Origin of the sequence: Paenibacillus sp. cl123, assembly GCF_900101595.1 — a bacterium.
GTDB lineage: Bacteria > Bacillota > Bacilli > Paenibacillales > NBRC-103111 > Paenibacillus_G.
On record NZ_FMYY01000032.1, the window covers coordinates 1 to 16,449 of the forward strand.

Here is a 16,449-nt window from a genome sequence, read left to right on the forward strand (position 1 = left end):
TCCCTATCTGTCGCGGGCGCAGGAAATTTGAGAGGAGCTGTCCTTAGTACGAGAGGACCGGGATGGACGTACCGCTGGTGTACCAGTTGTCTCGCCAGAGGCACGGCTGGATAGCCAAGTACGGCAGGGATAAGCGCTGAAAGCATCTAAGCGTGAAGCCCCCCTCAAGATGAGATTTCCCAGTAAGTAAGACCCCTTGTAGACGACGAGGTAGATAGGTTCGGGGTGGAAGCGCGGCAACGTGTGGAGCTGACGAATACTAATCGGTCGAGGGCTTATCCTACAGGTTTACGGAGTAAACCACTTCGTAAGCATGGGCTATACCCCACAAAGTGAAGAGTAGGCTGACGAAGCGTATTCCTGGTACTTTGCGGGGGCCCCAAAAGCTAAAATGACAAATTCAGCAGAGCAATGTTTCGTATCCAGTTTTCAGGGAATACGATACCCTTGAGCCAACATCATGTTGATTCAAGGGTATTTGATTTATCGGGAGATAATTTCCCGATAAATCACGAGGAAGAGCGAAACCCTTCCCGCTTATTGGGCATAGCAGGAAGAATCTCGCTCGTTGATTTTCAGAAGGCCGGTTGCTTTATGTTTACGGAGCAGCAGCAAGATAGTGAAGCGGGGAAGCAAGAGCCAGATATGCAAAAATGCAGCGAATAGCAGCGTGTACAGCTCGATCCAAGGATAAAGGCAGGCAAGTATAAGCAGCCCCACACCGAGCAGTTGGTTATGCATGCGGCCTACCTTGGAGAGGGAGATATAGCCGGCGGGAGCGTAGCCGAACCATGGCATCCGAAAGGACCAGTGCCAGGAACGGGGGGTATAGCCTTCCTTGGTCTGGAGAAGCAGCCGCAGGAAGATCATATGCAGAATAGGAATTCCGAACAGGACAAGGCCGAATGGCAACGGATCGAGCAGCAGCAGGGCGCAGATCCAGGCCAATACGGTCAGCAGCCAATACGCATAATGATGCAGCGGCTTGTGATGGATCCGTCTTAACAGGCGGTAGTTGTAAATGGTTGAATTTTTGGATAAAGTTCGTTCAGCGGGGGGCATGGTCATGTCTCGTTCACCTAATGTTCATTAATTGGACTACACCTCTATATCGGCTGTCCACTCGGAAATATGAAGATATTGTGCACCGGATTAGCTTTCCCGACATAAAAATAGTTTAAAGATGTTTATTCTTTGAGAGAATCGGACATACTGATAGAAAAGAAGATTCGAGGTGACGCTGCATGGGCGAAGCGCTGCAGAATGAATGGACTCCTTCTTGTATGATTTGCGGACAGCAGAAAGAAAATGGCATCATGATCATATCCGAATTTATCTGCGAGGATTGTGAGAAGGAAATGGTGAGGACGGATGTCAGCGACAGCAAGTATCCTTTTTTTATACATCAGATGAAGAAAATCTTATATAAGAAAAATGCCTAGTCCAAAACTTCGACTTAAACTCCTCTTTATCCCCGGAAGGGATGGAAGAGGGGTTTTTAGTTTGGTACAATACTGCTAGCCGAACATAGCTATGATTCAAAATAAGAAATGAGGACATTGGGATGCGACCATGGTCGGAACGCGCGCCTTTATTCGAAGCGATCGCAGCCTATCAGAGTCAGACGGTAGGACGCTTCCATGTGCCTGGACATAAAGCACGGCCCGAGGCTTTCGGCCCGGGCGCTTCCTATTACCAGGGCCTGCTGCCGCTGGATGTTACGGAGCTACGCGGGCTGGATGATCTGCACCATCCCGAGGAGGCGATCCATGAAGCTCAGCAGCTCGCAGCAGACTGCTTCGGGGCGGAGGAGACCTTCTTCCTGGTCAATGGAAGCACGGTGGGCAATCAGGCGATGATCGCGGCCGTCTGCCGGCCGGGCGATTTGCTCCTCGTACAGCGAGATGCGCATAAATCCGTCATTCATGGCCTGATGCTGGCAGGGGCTCATGCGGTGTTTGTACATCCGCGGATAGATGAGAGGACCGGACTACGGGGAGGAATAGCCCTAGAAGACGTTGAGGAGGCGCTGAGGCTCTATCCGCAGGCCAAAGGTCTCCTGCTCACCTGTCCAAGCTATTACGGGATAGGACCGGATCTTGAGTCGATCGCGGAGCTGCTGCATGCCCGGCATAAATGTTTGCTGGTGGACGAAGCGCATGGGGCCCATTACGGCTTCCATCCTGAGCTTCCGGGCTCGGCTTTGTCTTGCGGAGCTGATGCTGTCGTGCAGTCGACGCATAAGATGCTGACGGCGCTCACGATGGGCTCGATGCTGCACGTACAAGGGCAGCGTGTCTCTCGTGAGATTTTACGCCGCATATTAGGGATGCTGCAAAGCTCCAGCCCCTCTTATCCGATTATGGCCAGCCTGGACCTCAGCCGCCGCTATTTGCAGGAGCAGGGGACTGGAGCGATAACGTCCGCGCTGGCGGTTCTTGAATCCTGGCGCTCCGGTATAGCACGTCGGCCCCGCTGGAGCCTCGCCCGGATTTCGGGTCCATACCGGAGCGATCCATTCAAGCAACTGCTCTACGATGCGGCAGGCAAGCTGAACGGTTATGAGCTGCAAGCCAAGCTCGAGGAATCCGGCTGTTATGCGGAGATGGCCGATGCCGGATATGTCGTGCTGGCTTTCAGTCTGGTCAGCCGGCTGGAGGAGGTTCATCATTTGCTGGAAGCGCTGGATCGGATAGCCCAACAAGAGCAGCCGGATGACGCGTCGCGGCCGAGTAGCGGTTATGCTGCGGAAGCAACCGGCATAAGACAGGGGGCTTCGTTTCGGGAACGGATATCCCAGCCGGTTCCTTTCTCTATCGCTTCTATTCACGGGCAGACGGCGTCGAGGCTCGTCCCGCTGGATTCCTGCGAGGGGCATATGGCGGCCGAGATGATCGTGCCCTACCCACCGGGAATACCGCTGCTGTACCCGGGAGAGAGGATCACCCCGCAGATCGCGGCAGACCTTCGGCTGCTGGCCGGGTCCGGGGCCAGATTTCAAGGACATAATGTAACGGAGCTGGGAACGATACCGGTCCGATCAAGTCAATTGGCAGAACAGGAGACATTCGAGTGAACAGAGGCATTTTTATTAGTGTGGAGGGCGGAGAGGGAGCTGGCAAAACGACTGCGATCTCTTCTATTATAACGGCATTGGCCGAGCTGGGGTATGAGGCGGTTTCCACCCGGGAACCCGGAGGAATTGCAATAGCGGAGCAGATCCGCGCGATAGTGCTGGACAACGCCAACACGGAGATGGATAGCCGCACGGAGGCGCTTCTGTATGCGGCCGCCCGCAGGCAGCATTTGAGCCAGAAGGTGATCCCTCTACTGGAGTCCGGGAGGTCGGTCGTATGCGATCGGTTCATCGACAGCAGTCTGGCTTATCAAGGGTATGCGCGGGGGCTCGGAATAGACGAGGTATTTGCCATCAATCGGTTTGCCATCGCGGATTGGATGCCGGATCTCACCTTGTTCCTGGATGTGAGCCCGGAGGTCGGGCTGGCTCGTATCCGCTCGGACGACAGCCGCGAGCTGAATCGTCTGGATCTGGAGAAGCTGCAGTTTCATCAGATGGTGCGGGAAGGCTACGAAGAGGTAATCCGCAGGTTTCCGGAGCGTGTGCAGCGTGTGAACGCGGAGCAGACGCCTGAGCAGGTAGCCGCTGAAATTAGGCGAATGATGAACCAGAAACTTCCGAAACGAATATGATATAAGGAAGTTCCGTAATTCTGCACAGGAATCTATTATTAATGAAGGAATTTTTCATACGCTTGTCAAATTATATAAGAGTAACCGGAATACGTATCCTTGACAGAGGGGGCTGGGTCTATGAAATTGGTAATTGCAGTCGTCCAGGATAAAGACAGCAACAGGCTGTCCAACGCATTGATTAAGGAAGGGTTTCGCGCGACGAAGCTTGCGAGTACAGGCGGATTCCTGCGCGCAGGCAATACGACGTTTATGATCGGCACGGAAAACGAGCGGGTCAGCGAAGCGCTCCAGGTAATCAAAGCGAATTGCAAGATTCGCGAGCAGATGGTGACGCCTGTGTCGCCGATGGGAGGCACGACGGATTCTTATATTCCGTTTCCCGTCGAGGTGCAAGTGGGGGGCGCAGCGGTGTTTGTGCTTCCGGTCGAACGGTTCGAACATTTTTAGAGAAGAGGTCGAGGCCGCGTGAAAATAAACCCGGGTTGGCGTCCAATCGGCAATGAATTGATACGCAGCGAGAATTCATCATCCCAACAGCTTCAACAAAAATCATTTCATGATATGATGCAGCATCAGGACCAGCGGGCCACCCGGGAACAGCTTCAGCGCATGCTTGACCAAATCGATCAGCAGGGGCAGCGGCTGGCCAAATCCATGACCGTGCGGGAGCTGCGACAATACAAGCTGATGATCAAGAGCTTTCTCGAAGAAACCGCCCGACGGGGCGTACAGCTCAGAGAAACGCGCGGCTGGGACCGCAGAGGCCGCTCCAAGCGCTATAAGCTGCTGGAAGAGCTGGACGCGGAACTCCTGGGGCTGGCCGATGGCTTGCTGGAGAGCGAGCAGGGGCGGATCGATCTGCTGCAGAAAATTGGCGAAATACGCGGAATGCTGATCAACCTGTTTTTCTAGAACGGGGTGGATGAAATCAGGGCCCCTCTGCACGAAGGACAGGCAACCCGGCAGCCGCTTGGGATAAAGGAAAGGAACTTGAAGCAATCATGTCTATCCAATCCGTAGTCGGACAAGAACGCGTCAAGCAAATGCTGCAAACGAGCATTCGTACGGATAAAGTATCGCATGCTTATATATTCTCGGGTCCAAGCGGGTCAGGCCGCCGGGCTATGGCCAAAGCCTTCGCGATGGCCTTGTACTGCAAGGTGCTGCCGGACGACGCATGCGGGGAATGCCTGGACTGCCGCAAGGTCGAGCATGGCAACCACCCGGACCTGTATTGGCTGGCGCCGGAGGGAGCCTCGATCAAAATCGAACAGATCCGGGAGCTGCAAAAGCAGTTCGCCTATCGTTCGACCGCTTCCGGCATGAAGATGTATGTGCTGGAGTCGGCTGACCGCATGACCGTTCAAGCCGCCAACAGCTTATTGAAGTTTCTTGAGGAACCGGCTTCTCAGGTCGTTGCCGTGCTTATCACCGACAATGGACAAGCCCTGCTGCCGACGATCCGCTCCAGGGCCCAGTGGGTGCCATTCCTGCCTATGGCGCGCGGAAGAATGAAGGACATGCTGCTTGCGGAGGGGCAGGCTCCTCTGCTTGTGCAGGCGGCGGTTCATCTGGCGGCAGGACCTGAGGCGGCCCGCGAGATGATTCAAGGAAATGGGTTTGCAGAAGTTCGAAATCTAGTGATACAATTAGCAAAGGAGAGCTTGTCTCGTCTGCCTTCCGCTCTGCTGCTCTCGCAGCAGAAGCTGATGAAGGGCGAGCACAGCGACAAGATCGGGCTTTGGCTGGATATGCTGATCCTATGGCTGAAGGATATGGTTCAGTTAGGCACGGGCCGCCGTGACGAGCTTGTATTCTCCGATCAAACCGATTGGATGGCCCGGGAGGCGCTCGGCCGTCCCCCCGAGCATTGGATTGCCTGCATGGAGCAGGCGATCGAGACGCAGAAGAAATTGCGCTTTAACGCCAATCCCCAGCTCGCGCTGGAACACATATTGATACAGCTTAAGGGGGTGTAGGATTGTTCTCCGTTGTAGGGGTCCGCTTCAAGAAAGCGGGCAAAGTGTATTATTTCGATCCCAGCGACCTGCCGGTCGATCAGGATAGCTCGGTTATTGTCGAGACGGCACGGGGGGTCGAATACGGTAAGGTTGTCATAGGACGCAGAACCGTGGGAGAGAGCGATGTAGTGCTGCCGCTGAAGAAGGTAATTCGGATAGCGGACCAACAGGATGCGCAACTGGTTGAGGATAACAAGCAGGCGGCGAAAAATGCCTTTGCCGTATGTCAAGAGAAGATTAAGGATCACCAGCTCCGGATGAAGCTGGTTGACGTTGAATATACATTTGACCGCAATAAAATTATTTTTTATTTTACGGCCGAAGGTAGGGTCGACTTTAGGGAGCTGGTGAAGGATCTGGCCAGTGTGTTCCGCACACGGATCGAGCTTCGTCAGATCGGTGTCAGGGACGAGGCGAAGATGCTCGGCGGCATCGGGCCATGCGGGCGGATATTGTGCTGCTCTTCCTTCCTGGGAGACTTCGAGCCGGTATCGATCAAGATGGCCAAGGATCAGAACCTATCGCTGAACCCGACCAAAATATCGGGACTTTGCGGCCGATTAATGTGCTGCTTGAAATATGAGCATGATAATTATGAAAGCGCTAAGGACGATCTTCCTCGTGTCGGCAGTGAAGTGGTCACCTCATTCGGCAACGGACGTCTGGTTTCACTCAATGTCGGGGAACGTATGGCTAAGGTGCAAATCTTTGATTTGAAAAAAGTGATGGATCTTCCGCTCGACGATGTGGTAGAGCATCATTAAGCAAGCGCCCGGAAGTAAGGGAACGGCTCCAGTGGAGTAGAGGTGATGGCTATCGTGGTGAAGCGGGATATATTCGTGCAAATCGATCAAATGGAAGAGCAGGTGGGCTCGTTCTACTCGGAGCTCGGACAGCTGAAGCAGCAGATCATCGAACTGCTGGAAGAGAATAAGAGGCTTAGCATAGAGAATAACCAGCTGCGCAAGCTGCTGAAGAAAGACGCCGCTCCGGCTGCTTCCGTTGTCTCCTCCACTCATCAAGAGCAGGCGGCGCCCAAGGAGACCGCGGGCGAAGGCTTGGACAACCTGGCACGGATTTATCATGAAGGCTTTCATATCTGCAATGTGAATTACGGACATCTGCGGATGGAGGGCGACTGTTTGTTCTGCATGTCATTTTTGAATAAATAAGAAAACGAGCCGTAGGGAGGAGCCACTTCTCTACGGTTTTTTTGGAAGCAAAGAGGAGTTGTCGAAAGTGAATGCCGTACCTATCCATGAACGTGAACGCCTGGACGATTTGCTGACCCAGGATTTGAAAATCATACAAAGCGACGATGTATTCAGCTTCTCGCTAGATGCGGTGCTGCTGGCGCGCTTCTGCTCGCTTCCGCAGCGCGGACGAATTATGGATCTGTGCACGGGCAACGGGGTTATCCCTTTGCTTATGACGACGCGGACGCGTGCGCATATTACAGCCGTGGAGATTCAGGAGAAGCTGGCCGATATGGCGCAGCGCAATGTGCGTCTGAACGGGCTGGAGGAGCAGATCGATATTCGTCACGGGGATCTGCGGCTCGCGGTAGAGGGGGTAGGGCATGGGCTGTTTGACGCGTTAACGGTCAATCCTCCTTATTTGCCGGTTCCCAATGGAGACCAGAACGTCAATGCACATTTCGCGGCAGCCCGTCACGAGCTGTTCTGTACGCTGGAGGATGTGATCCGGATCAGCAGCCGGCTCGTCCGCACCGGGGGCAAGGTGGCGATGGTGCACCGGCCAAGCCGCCTTGTCGAAATCTGCACCCTGATGCGGCAGTACAAGCTTGAGCCGAAGCGGGTCCGGTTCGTCCATCCCCGGGCAGATCAGGAAGCGAATATGATCTTAATAGAAGGAATGAGGGACGGCAAGCCTGAGCTGAGAACATTGCCGCCGCTTATTGTTTATAAAAATAAGACCGAATACACCGATGAACTGGCGGATGTGTACTTCGGCCGCCGGTTGACTCTGGACCATGACCCGGATACCTACTAAGCAAAGGAAACGATAAGCGTGAACATTCAAAAAAGTTATAGCTCTGAACAAAAATCGGGTAAGTTATATTTAGTTGGAACGCCCATCGGCAATCTGGAGGATATGACTTACCGGGCCGTGCGGATTTTGCGCGAGGTGCAGTGGATTGCGGCAGAGGATACGAGGCAGACGCGCAAGCTGCTGGCGCACTTTGAGATTCCGACCCGGCTTGTTTCTTACCATGAACACAATAAACATGCCAGCGGCCCCGAGCTGATCCGCATCCTGCAGAGCGGGGACGATATCGCCTTAGTCAGCGATGCCGGTTTGCCGGCCATCTGCGACCCTGGCGCCGATCTGGTCCGGCTGGCGATTGAGGCGGATATAGCGGTCATTCCGATTCCGGGGGCCAATGCCGCCTTATCCGCTCTCATCATCTCGGGTCTGCCGACAGACCGCTTCACGTTTGTTGGTTTCCCTCCGCGCGATGCAAAGCCTATGCAGCAGGAGATGTCCGGCTGGGGCAGGGAGAGCGGCACGATCATCGGCTATGAATCCCCGCATCGGATCGTCAAGACATTGACTCGGATGGCCGAGTATCTGGGCGAAGATTGCGAGCTGTGCCTGGTACGGGAGCTGACGAAGCGCTATGAGGAAGCGATACGCGGGACGATCCGGGAATGTCTGGACCATGTGCAGGAGCATCCTCCGCAAGGAGAATATTGCTTTATCCTGCGGGTGGAACATTCCGAGAAGGAGAAGCAGGCGGAAACCTGGTGGAGCGAGCTGACGCCGCAGGCTCATGTAGACAAGTATGAAGCGGACGGGCATGACCGCAAGGAAGCGTTGAAGCTTGCCGCCCAGGATCGGGGAATTCCGAAGCGGGAGCTGTACAACGAATTGCACCGGGAGAAGTGACCGGCTAGATCTCCAAAAAAAGTCCCTGAATCGGAAGTCCGACTCAGGGATTCAAGAGGAGATATGAAAAAGGTTAGAATTACCATAGTTAAAATTGCTATCTCTATTATAACCTATTTTTTTTATTTTGTCACAGGTATTGGCATTTCGGATAAACATTCGTGACAAACAATTTTTCCTTTAAAATAGGATACATTTTCAGCGTTGCTGCAGAAAATACAGGCCGGCTCATATTTTTTCAACATGATGCGTTCGCCGTCCACGTAAATTTCCAGCGCGTCCTTCTCGCCAATACCAAGCGTTCTGCGCAATTCAATGGGAATGACAACACGACCCAATTCGTCGACTTTTCTAACGATACCTGTGGATTTCATCATAAAAAAATTCCCCTCTCCCAGAAGTCCATCTAAACGATTCGTATAGTGGAATGTAGAATGTAAAATTATCGTCATGTTTCGACATATTTCTTTAAACCTATGATACCAACCATTCCCAAAATAGTCAACCTAAAATTATAGGGCTACATGACAGATTATAGCTGTATTTGCTAGATTAGGGAAGTGCAAAGATTGATGTAATGCGCTTGCTGCTTGATTGCAACGTCATTTGCATCATAGTGAAAAAATAATTGCTTAGTATTGCAAGCTGCTGGGTTGTCGAATCGATCAAACATTTTTGGAAGAATTACACAGGCATTATTCGACAATTATTCATAAAAACTCGGACTTTTTGTCGAAAACAATTGCGAAGGAGGCATGGCTATGACTTACCCCTTGCTGGAAGAAAAAGTGTTCAAAGATCCGGTCCATAAATATATCTACGTTCAGGACCGGACGATCTGGGATCTTATCAATACCCGTGAGTTTCAGCGGCTGCGCCGGATCAGACAGCTCGGCACTTGCTTCCTGACTTTTCATGGAGCCGAGCATAGCCGCTTCTCCCATTCCCTGGGCGTATACGAAGTGACGCGGAAGATCATCTCGCAATTCGAACGCAATCAGTATGATGACTGGCCCAAGGAAGAACGGCTGCTCTGCTTATGCGCGGCGCTGCTGCATGATGTCGGGCACGGTCCGTTCTCGCATTCCATCGAGAAAACGTTCGGCACGCATCATGAGGACTGGTCCTGCCGCATCGTGCTCGGCGACACCGAAGTGAACGAGGTGCTGCGCCGCGTATCGCCGACATTCCCTCAGGAGGTGGCTGGCGTTATCGCCAAGACTTATCGGCGCGAGATCGTTGTCAGCCTCGTCTCCAGCCAGCTTGATGCCGATCGGATGGACTATTTGCTGCGGGATGCGTATTTTACCGGCGTTAATTACGGAACCTTTGATCTCGAGCGCATTCTGCGGGTCATGCGGCCTTATCAAGGGCATATTGTCGTCAAGGACAGCGGGATGCATGCTGTCGAAGACTATCTTATGTCACGTTATCAGATGTATTGGCAGGTTTATTTCCATCCGGTCACACGAAGCGCCGAAGCGGTTTTGCATAAAATTTTTCAAAGAGCCAGACATTTGTACGATGAAGGCTTCAGCTTCCGCTCGCTGCTCGCCCCTCTGCCTGCATTGTTCGAGCGCAAGCTGACTTGCGATGATTACTATTTGCTGGACGAGGCGTTCATGCAGACGGCGCTGATGCAATGGACGATGGAAAGCGATCCGATCTTGTCGGATTTATGCTGTCGCTTCCTGCAGAGACGGCTGTTCAAGTACATAACGCTGGAAGTATTGGATGTAGGCTTGCTGGAACGGCTGCGCGAACGGATGACCGAGGCAGGGATCGATCCTGTGTATTACCTGGAAGTGGACTTTCCGTCCGATCAATCGTATGACGTTTACCGCCCGGGAGAACAGGATGAGAAGCTGCCCATTCTGCTGCTGGACGGAAGAGAGCAGCTGACGGAAATATCCCGCAAATCTGAAATTGTCAGATCGATAAGCGGCATCCAGATGGGAAAATACCACCTGTATTACCCGCGCGACTTGATGTTGAAACAGACGTTGGAGCTGGATGCCGAGCTGCGCAAGCTGCTGTCGCTGCCGTAAGTTTGTCTCAGGCTTCTTAAATAAAGTAAAATTTTTTTAAGATTAAAGGAGAATTTTTATGTTGATCGATACGCATGCGCATCTTAATGCCCCTCAATTCGATGAAGACCGACACGAAGTGATCGCCCGCGCGTGGGAAAGTGGAATTCGTCGAATCGTGAACGTAGGCTTCAACCGCGAGACGATTCCGACTTCGCTTGCTTTGGCGGAGCAGTACGAATACATCTATTCGACGGTAGGCTGGCATCCGACAGACGCCAAGGATATGACCGAAGAAGACCTGGCCTGGATTGAGTCGCTGTGCTCTCATGACAAGGTGGTGGCTATCGGCGAGATCGGGCTTGATTATTATTGGGATACGTCTCCCAAAGAGACGCAGGACCGGGTGTTCCGGGAACAAATCCGGCTGGCCCGGCGGGTAGGTCTCCCTATTGCGATCCACAACCGGGACGCTCATCACGATGTCGTGCAGACGCTGCGCCAGGAGCGGGCCTCTGAGGTCGGCGGAGTGATGCACTGCTATTCGGGGAGCTGGGAGACGGCGAAGCAATGCCTCGACATGAACTTCTATATATCGTTCGGCGGACCCGTCACATTTAAGAAAGCGAGGCAGCCCAAGGAGGTGCTGGAGAAGGTGCCGCTGGATCGGCTGCTGATCGAAACTGATGCTCCTTACCTGGCTCCTCACCCTTACCGGGGCAAGCGCAATGAGTCCTCTTACGTGCGTCTTGTGGCGGAGACGGCGGCCGAAATCAAGGGCATATCCATCGAACAATTGGCGGAAATTACGACCCGAAATGCGATGGAGCTTTTTCGAATATCCTAGCTCTGTCCGAGCCCGGAAAGCGTATCCAAAATTAAAGTTCCCAATAACGAATCAAGAAAATCGAAGAAAAAGACATGAAAAACTGCGTCCCCTTGAGAAATAGATAGGTTTTGTTCCGGTAAAAGCGCCAAAACTGGCAGAATCGAATCAAATTCGCTCTTTTTTTCTCGGTTTGTATACTTTACAACCAAAGCCTCGCCGTCGTACACTCAATAATAACTTCATACGATCACAACATTTCCAACATCGCTGAGTTTCCGCAAGGGAAACGGGGGAACCACATCACGGCAGATCGGCTTGGTCGATTCCGGGATGTTTTTTTAGGGGTGAATCCTTGGTGTGCATGATATTTAATGTGCGCGCTGGGGTAGGGCGACTCTCAAGTCCGAATCCGTCAGCTAACCTCGTAAGCGTCCAGAGAGAGGTAACGATTGTCGTGTGCTTACATTTTCATTTGGGCCAAATGAAAAAAGTCACGGGAAGGTTCCTCTTCTCCGCTGACTTTTTTGTGTTTTCCCGTAAATGAGATAAATGTCCAAGCACCTTCACAAATGCGCGAAGGGGGGGCGGGAGCAAGCAAGTGGCGGCTCTGATGTCAGCGGAACGAACGTTGGTAATGGCAGTCAAACAACTAACCATAGTCGCGTCAGACTCTAGTCATGCATAACACTCAAAATGGCGAGGCTTATAAGGAGGACCGAACAAGTGGGAGCTGTATCACCTGAGCAAACCCATGAAAGACGATCATCCAGCATGACCTTCGCATTGCGATGGAAGCATGGAAACTTGCGCATGATAACGATTGTGCTGCTTCTTTCATTCGCTATGATTTTCATGTTCTTACTGATGTTGCACGGTACGGCCGTCAAGCGCGTATCGCTCGTTGTGGACGGACAGGAACGCACGTTCCAGACCCGGGAGGGTGTCCTGCAGCGAATTCTGGATGAGCAAGGCATTGCGGTTAACGACCATGACAGACTGTCCCATGAGCTGGACGCCAAGGTCAAGTCAGGCGACCGCATCACGATTACCCATACGACCCCAGTCGAACTGACGGCGGATGGCGAGACGAAAACCGTATATACGGTTGGCAAGACGGTGGCAAGCGCTCTGCAGGAGTCGAACCTGACACTGGGCGAGCTGGATAAAGTTGTGCCTCCGCTGGATAGCGAGCTTGCTCCGGGCGGGGCGATCAAGGTTATTCGCGTGAAGAAGGAAGCGGGCGAACTGCAGGAGACCATTGCGTTCGAGACCGTTAAGAAAGAAGAGCCTCAGCTGCTGAAAGGCAAAGAGCAAGTGGTTCAGGAAGGCCAGGAAGGTCTTCTGGTGAAGAAAACGGAGAAGCTGTATGAGGACGGCGTGCTCGTATCCGAGCAGGTTGTCGAAGAAGCCGTACAAACGGAGAGCAAGCAGCGGATCGTCGCTGTAGGTACAAAAAGCCCGGTAGTCGCCCTGTCGGCCTCTTCCCCTAACGTGGAGGAAGTGACCAAAAACGGCGTCAACTTCGGCTATAAGCAAGTGATTAAGAATGTTACGCTGACAGCCTATACGGCTGGGCCCGAATCGACGGGCAAGGATGAAAGCCATCCGCAATACGGCGTAACGTCTTCGGGTGCGAAGGTAACGGAAGGTCGCACGATTGCAGTGGATCCTAAAGTCATCCCAATGGGCTGGTGGGTGTATATCGAAGGGATCGGCTTCCGCCGGGCCGAGGATACGGGCAGCGCCATAAAGGGCAACAAGATAGACGTCTTCTTCCAAAGTGACAGCTATGCCGACCGGTTTGGCACCAAACGCGGATATACGGTATATATCATAGGGCCCAAGAAGCCGTCTGCCGATTAGGAGCATGCAATTCGGGAAGACTGATGAATATAGATCAAGGACTTAAGAAGAGGCGCGATCCGCTCTCTTCTTTTTCCATGTTGGCGAACGAGCGAAGGAAGGAAGAACGAACGTGATCAAGGAAATCATCGTGGTAGAGGGCAAGGACGATACGGTTGCGATCAAGCGCGCAGTGGAAGCTGAGACCATAGAAACCGGTGGCTCAGCCATCAATGCGGATATTATACGCCGCATTCGTCTGGCTCAGGAGCGCCGAGGAGTCATTGTCTTCACGGACCCCGATCATGCAGGCGAGCGGATACGCAAAATGATTGCCCGACAAGTCCCGGGGGCGAAGCACGCATTTCTGACGCAAGCCGCGGCTACGAGCAAGGGGGACATCGGAGTCGAGAACGCGACTCCGGAAGCGATCCGCGAAGCGCTGGCGAATGTCCGGACGGACTGTCCGGAGAATGAATCCCTCATATCGATGGACGATCTGCTGGAGACCGGCCTGATCGTCCATCCGCAAGCGGCCGCAAGGCGGCTGGCGATGGGCAACCTGCTCGGGATCGGTTATTGCAACGGCAAGCAGTTTTACAACCGCTGCCGGGTGTTTCAAATCTCCCGTGAGGAATTCGAGTCGGCCCGGCGAGAGCTGGGATGGGATGCAGACAAGGAGGCGCAAGCATGAGCCGGGAGAAAATGCCCGTGACGGGCGTACAAGCGGCAGGCGATATCGCCTCGCCCAAGCGAACGAAAGAATTGATGCAGAAGTACGGATTCACGCTTAAGAAAAGCTTGGGTCAAAATTTTCTGATCGATCAGAATGTGCTGAACCGGATCGTCTCAGCCGCCGAGATGGGGTCCTCCAAAGGTGCGCTGGAAATCGGTCCCGGCATCGGCGCTTTAACCCAGCAGCTCGCCAAGATCGCCTCCAAGGTCGTAGCTGTCGAGATCGATCAGCGTCTGCTGCCTATGCTGGCAGAAACATTGGCTCCCTACCCCCATGCGGAGGTCGTGCACGCCGATGTGCTTAAGGTTGATCTGCAGGCGCTGTTCGCCGAACACTTCCAGGGAGTGGACAAGGTAAGCGTGGTTGCCAATCTTCCTTATTATGTGACGACGCCCATCCTGATGAAGCTGCTGGAGGAGCGTCTGCCGCTGGAAAACATCGTGGTCATGATTCAGAAGGAAGTCGCCGAGCGGATGGCGGCGAAGCCCGGAGGCAAGGAATACGGGTCGCTGAGCATCGCCGTGCAGTATTACTGTGAGCCTGAGCTGGTAGCGATCGTCCCGCAGACGGTGTTCATCCCTCAGCCGAATGTCGACTCTGCCGTGATCAAGCTGAAGGTCAGAGAGACGCCCGCTGTCGTCGTCGAGGACGAAGCCTTTTTCTTCGAGGTCGTGCAGGCGAGCTTCACACAGCGCCGCAAAACCATCTATAACAATCTGGCGGCCAAATATTTCACCAAGGAAACGAAGCAGGAGCTGGAGCGTCTGCTGCATGAAGCGGGTATCGAGCCGTCCCGTCGCGGCGAGACGCTGTCGATGGCCGAATATGCAACGTTATCCCGGACGCTGTCGGCTTACTTGGCTGCGGCCGCCCGGGCCGCCCGGGAATAGGCGAATCGCCCTGCACCAATTGCCCATAGCCGCCATACGATAGACGAGGAGGCGATGAAGCCTATGAAACAGGGAGACCTGGTCACTCGAAAATCGTACGGCGGCGACATTGTGTTCAAAATTACGGAACTCAGCAGACAGTCCGCCATACTTCGCGGTGTCGAGCTGCGGCTGCTGGCTGACGCCCCTCTGCCCGATCTGAACGTCATGCCGCAGCTCGATCCTTACCTGGATACGACTCTGACAAGACCGAAATGGATGGAAGCGATGCGGCGCAGTCATCTGGCCGCTGCGATAGCACCCGAGCACCAGACGTGGAGCGCTCCTGCAGGCCCGGCTGCGACAGGCCAAAATGCCGGTCCCCGGCCGGTCTTCTTCGATATGCCGGGCAAGGTGCTTCACCTCGACGGAGACCCGAACTATTTGCGCAAATGCATGAATCTATACGGCGAGCTGCGGGTACCGGCGGAGGGATACTTCGTCGCGGAGTCCAATATGGCGGAAGCCTTGCGCCGGCTGCTGCCTCAAGTGCGCCCCGATATCGTCGTCATCACCGGTCATGACGGACTGCTCAAGAACCGGGTCCAAGGCGATATCACGCAGCTGAGCAGCTACAAAAATTCCCATAACTTCGTTCATGCGGTCCAGATAGCCAGACAATTCGAGAAAAATCGGGATGCGTTGACCGTGATCGCCGGCGCTTGCCAATCTCACTTCGAAGCGCTGCTTCAAGCCGGAGCCAACTTCGCCAGCTCCCCGTCCCGCGTGTTGATTCATGCGCTGGACCCTCTGTGCATTGCAGCCAAGGTGGCTTACACCCCTATTAAGGAAACCGTGGATATTCTCGATGTGATCCAATTGACTCACAGCGGTCTGGAAGGAATGGGCGGTATCGAATCGCGCGGCAATTATCGCCGGGGCGTGCCCAAAATTCAATACGTGACGCCATCCTAAGCGAATGGCCCCTAGCATGACCCCACCTGGTGGGGTTTATTTCGTTTATACATTTGCCAATCGCCAGGTTGCGGTTAACCGACAAGGAACGACTTCAGCACGCATAAAATGTGGTAAAATATTTATTGACAATTAATCGGGGTCGTTGATATAATATTTTGCTTAAATTGACATACTACCTTTATTGCGATATACTTAACAGGAAAGAGGTGGTAGCAGTCAATGGCTAAAAATTCGCTGTTGGAGATCAAACGTTGTTTGGAACCTCATGTCGGACAAAAGATCATGTTGCGGGCGAACGGTGGTCGTCGGAAAACCGTTGAACGTTCGGGTGTCTTGGAGGAAACCTACCCTTCGGTATTTATTGTGAAGCTCGATCAAGAGCAGCAGTCGTTTAAACGCGTGTCTTACAGCTATGCAGACATTTTGACGGAGTCCGTAGAAGTTACCGTTTGTCAGGAAGACGGCGAATTGCGGATTGCGATACACCAATAGCTCCACCGTACATAAGAACGGTCAGCTGCCT

19 protein-coding genes, 1 rRNA gene and 1 riboswitch are annotated in these 16,449 nt (G+C 53.4%); of the genes, 18 read left to right on the forward strand and 2 right to left on the reverse strand.

The features are described 5' to 3' along the window. Nucleotides 1-283, forward strand: a 23S ribosomal RNA gene (locus BLR08_RS28275); the annotation flags it as partial. A 254-nt stretch (nucleotides 284-537) separates the two neighbouring features. On the opposite strand, the gene BLR08_RS28280 is transcribed toward BLR08_RS28275, so the two are convergent. Continuing rightward, nucleotides 538-1,068 (reverse strand): hypothetical protein, encoded by a 531-nt coding sequence (locus tag BLR08_RS28280; protein WP_083537553.1) that lies wholly within the window; start codon nucleotides 1,066-1,068, stop codon nucleotides 538-540. Nucleotides 1,069-1,244: 176 nt separating this feature from the next. On the opposite strand from BLR08_RS28280, the gene BLR08_RS28285 reads away from it, so the two are divergent. The 10 genes from BLR08_RS28285 (at nucleotide 1,245) to rsmI (ending at nucleotide 8,645) form a co-directional block, all read left to right on the forward strand. After that, nucleotides 1,245-1,442 carry a sigma factor G inhibitor Gin gene (locus BLR08_RS28285; RefSeq protein ID WP_072337925.1) on the forward strand — a complete coding sequence of 66 codons (198 nt, stop codon included), beginning with the start codon at nucleotides 1,245-1,247 and terminating at the stop codon, nucleotides 1,440-1,442. Nucleotides 1,443-1,564: 122 nt separating this feature from the next. Beyond that, on the forward strand, nucleotides 1,565-3,076 hold the full coding sequence (locus tag BLR08_RS28290; protein WP_072337926.1) for an aminotransferase class I/II-fold pyridoxal phosphate-dependent enzyme: 1,512 nt from the start codon (nucleotides 1,565-1,567) through the stop codon (nucleotides 3,074-3,076). Continuing rightward, nucleotides 3,073-3,711 (forward strand): dTMP kinase, encoded by a 639-nt coding sequence (gene tmk, locus BLR08_RS28295; RefSeq protein WP_072337927.1) that lies wholly within the window; start codon nucleotides 3,073-3,075, stop codon nucleotides 3,709-3,711. Before BLR08_RS28290 ends, tmk begins: the two co-directional genes overlap by 4 nt. A 120-nt stretch (nucleotides 3,712-3,831) precedes the next feature. Beyond that, nucleotides 3,832-4,161, forward strand: a complete 330-nt coding sequence (locus BLR08_RS28300; RefSeq protein WP_072337928.1) for a cyclic-di-AMP receptor — start codon at nucleotides 3,832-3,834, stop codon at nucleotides 4,159-4,161. Nucleotides 4,162-4,179: 18 nt separating this feature from the next. Further along, nucleotides 4,180-4,626 (forward strand): YaaR family protein, encoded by a 447-nt coding sequence (locus tag BLR08_RS28305; RefSeq protein ID WP_072337929.1) that lies wholly within the window; start codon nucleotides 4,180-4,182, stop codon nucleotides 4,624-4,626. Between the two features lie 89 nt (nucleotides 4,627-4,715). Further along, nucleotides 4,716-5,693: a DNA polymerase III subunit delta' gene (holB, locus tag BLR08_RS28310; RefSeq protein WP_072337930.1), complete on the forward strand. Its 978-nt coding sequence runs from the start codon at nucleotides 4,716-4,718 to the stop codon at nucleotides 5,691-5,693. A gap of 2 nt (nucleotides 5,694-5,695) precedes the next feature. Further along, nucleotides 5,696-6,499 carry a PSP1 domain-containing protein gene (locus tag BLR08_RS28315; RefSeq protein WP_072337931.1) on the forward strand — a complete coding sequence of 268 codons (804 nt, stop codon included), beginning with the start codon at nucleotides 5,696-5,698 and terminating at the stop codon, nucleotides 6,497-6,499. Nucleotides 6,500-6,553: 54 nt separating this feature from the next. After that, complete coding sequence (gene yabA / locus BLR08_RS28320) at nucleotides 6,554-6,907, forward strand: DNA replication initiation control protein YabA (RefSeq protein WP_072337986.1); 354 nt, start codon at nucleotides 6,554-6,556, stop codon at nucleotides 6,905-6,907. Between the two features lie 67 nt (nucleotides 6,908-6,974). Continuing rightward, nucleotides 6,975-7,748, forward strand: a complete 774-nt coding sequence (locus BLR08_RS28325; protein ID WP_083537555.1) for a tRNA1(Val) (adenine(37)-N6)-methyltransferase — start codon at nucleotides 6,975-6,977, stop codon at nucleotides 7,746-7,748. A gap of 12 nt (nucleotides 7,749-7,760) precedes the next feature. Then, on the forward strand, nucleotides 7,761-8,645 hold the full coding sequence (rsmI, locus tag BLR08_RS28330) for a 16S rRNA (cytidine(1402)-2'-O)-methyltransferase (RefSeq protein WP_090586582.1): 885 nt from the start codon (nucleotides 7,761-7,763) through the stop codon (nucleotides 8,643-8,645). A 122-nt stretch (nucleotides 8,646-8,767) separates the two neighbouring features. On the opposite strand, the gene BLR08_RS28335 is transcribed toward rsmI, so the two are convergent. Next, on the reverse strand, nucleotides 8,768-9,022 hold the full coding sequence (locus BLR08_RS28335) for an AbrB/MazE/SpoVT family DNA-binding domain-containing protein (protein ID WP_072337934.1): 255 nt from the start codon (nucleotides 9,020-9,022) through the stop codon (nucleotides 8,768-8,770). A 384-nt stretch (nucleotides 9,023-9,406) separates the two neighbouring features. Here BLR08_RS28335 and BLR08_RS28340 point away from each other — a divergent pair, with 384 nt between their 5' ends. From BLR08_RS28340 to veg, 7 genes are all read left to right on the forward strand, one after another. Next, entirely contained in the window at nucleotides 9,407-10,693 is a 1,287-nt protein-coding gene (locus BLR08_RS28340; protein WP_072337935.1) for an HD domain-containing protein, read from the forward strand. Between the two features lie 58 nt (nucleotides 10,694-10,751). Then, entirely contained in the window at nucleotides 10,752-11,519 is a 768-nt protein-coding gene (locus BLR08_RS28345; RefSeq protein WP_072337936.1) for a TatD family hydrolase, read from the forward strand. 237 nt (nucleotides 11,520-11,756) lie between these two features. Continuing rightward, a riboswitch (cyclic di-AMP (ydaO/yuaA leader) is annotated at nucleotides 11,757-11,948 on the forward strand. Nucleotides 11,949-12,224: 276 nt separating this feature from the next. Further along, a complete protein-coding gene (locus BLR08_RS28355; protein ID WP_072337938.1) occupies nucleotides 12,225-13,364 on the forward strand; it encodes a 3D domain-containing protein in 1,140 nt (379 codons plus the stop codon). Between the two features lie 112 nt (nucleotides 13,365-13,476). Next, nucleotides 13,477-14,037, forward strand: a complete 561-nt coding sequence (gene rnmV, locus BLR08_RS28360) for a ribonuclease M5 (RefSeq protein ID WP_072337939.1) — start codon at nucleotides 13,477-13,479, stop codon at nucleotides 14,035-14,037. Continuing rightward, nucleotides 14,034-14,969 carry a 16S rRNA (adenine(1518)-N(6)/adenine(1519)-N(6))-dimethyltransferase RsmA gene (gene rsmA / locus BLR08_RS28365; protein WP_256257834.1) on the forward strand — a complete coding sequence of 312 codons (936 nt, stop codon included), beginning with the start codon at nucleotides 14,034-14,036 and terminating at the stop codon, nucleotides 14,967-14,969. The genes rnmV and rsmA overlap by 4 nt, the downstream gene beginning before the upstream one ends. 63 nt (nucleotides 14,970-15,032) lie before the next feature. Next, nucleotides 15,033-15,923: a sporulation peptidase YabG gene (gene yabG / locus BLR08_RS28370; protein ID WP_072337940.1), complete on the forward strand. Its 891-nt coding sequence runs from the start codon at nucleotides 15,033-15,035 to the stop codon at nucleotides 15,921-15,923. Nucleotides 15,924-16,145: 222 nt separating this feature from the next. Beyond that, nucleotides 16,146-16,418: a biofilm formation stimulator Veg gene (gene veg / locus BLR08_RS28375; protein ID WP_072337941.1), complete on the forward strand. Its 273-nt coding sequence runs from the start codon at nucleotides 16,146-16,148 to the stop codon at nucleotides 16,416-16,418. Nucleotides 16,419-16,449: the final 31 nt, after the last annotated feature.

Excerpts from the sequence above, each read along its gene's own strand:
- BLR08_RS28285 (WP_072337925.1), top strand. The coding sequence starts at position 1,245 with ATGGGCGAAGCGCTGCAGAATGAATGGACTCCTTCTTGTATGATTTGC.
- holB (WP_072337930.1), top strand. The coding sequence starts at position 4,716 with ATGTCTATCCAATCCGTAGTCGGACAAGAACGCGTCAAGCAAATGCTG.
- yabG (WP_072337940.1), top strand. The coding sequence starts at position 15,033 with ATGAAACAGGGAGACCTGGTCACTCGAAAATCGTACGGCGGCGACATT.
- BLR08_RS28335 (WP_072337934.1), bottom strand. The coding sequence starts at position 9,022 with ATGATGAAATCCACAGGTATCGTTAGAAAAGTCGACGAATTGGGTCGT.
- veg (WP_072337941.1), top strand. The coding sequence starts at position 16,146 with ATGGCTAAAAATTCGCTGTTGGAGATCAAACGTTGTTTGGAACCTCAT.
- BLR08_RS28345 (WP_072337936.1), top strand. The coding sequence starts at position 10,752 with ATGTTGATCGATACGCATGCGCATCTTAATGCCCCTCAATTCGATGAA.
- BLR08_RS28290 (WP_072337926.1), top strand. The coding sequence starts at position 1,565 with ATGCGACCATGGTCGGAACGCGCGCCTTTATTCGAAGCGATCGCAGCC.
- BLR08_RS28280 (WP_083537553.1), bottom strand. The coding sequence starts at position 1,068 with ATGACCATGCCCCCCGCTGAACGAACTTTATCCAAAAATTCAACCATT.
- BLR08_RS28340 (WP_072337935.1), top strand. The coding sequence starts at position 9,407 with ATGACTTACCCCTTGCTGGAAGAAAAAGTGTTCAAAGATCCGGTCCAT.
- rsmA (WP_256257834.1), top strand. The coding sequence starts at position 14,034 with ATGAGCCGGGAGAAAATGCCCGTGACGGGCGTACAAGCGGCAGGCGAT.
- BLR08_RS28300 (WP_072337928.1), top strand. The coding sequence starts at position 3,832 with ATGAAATTGGTAATTGCAGTCGTCCAGGATAAAGACAGCAACAGGCTG.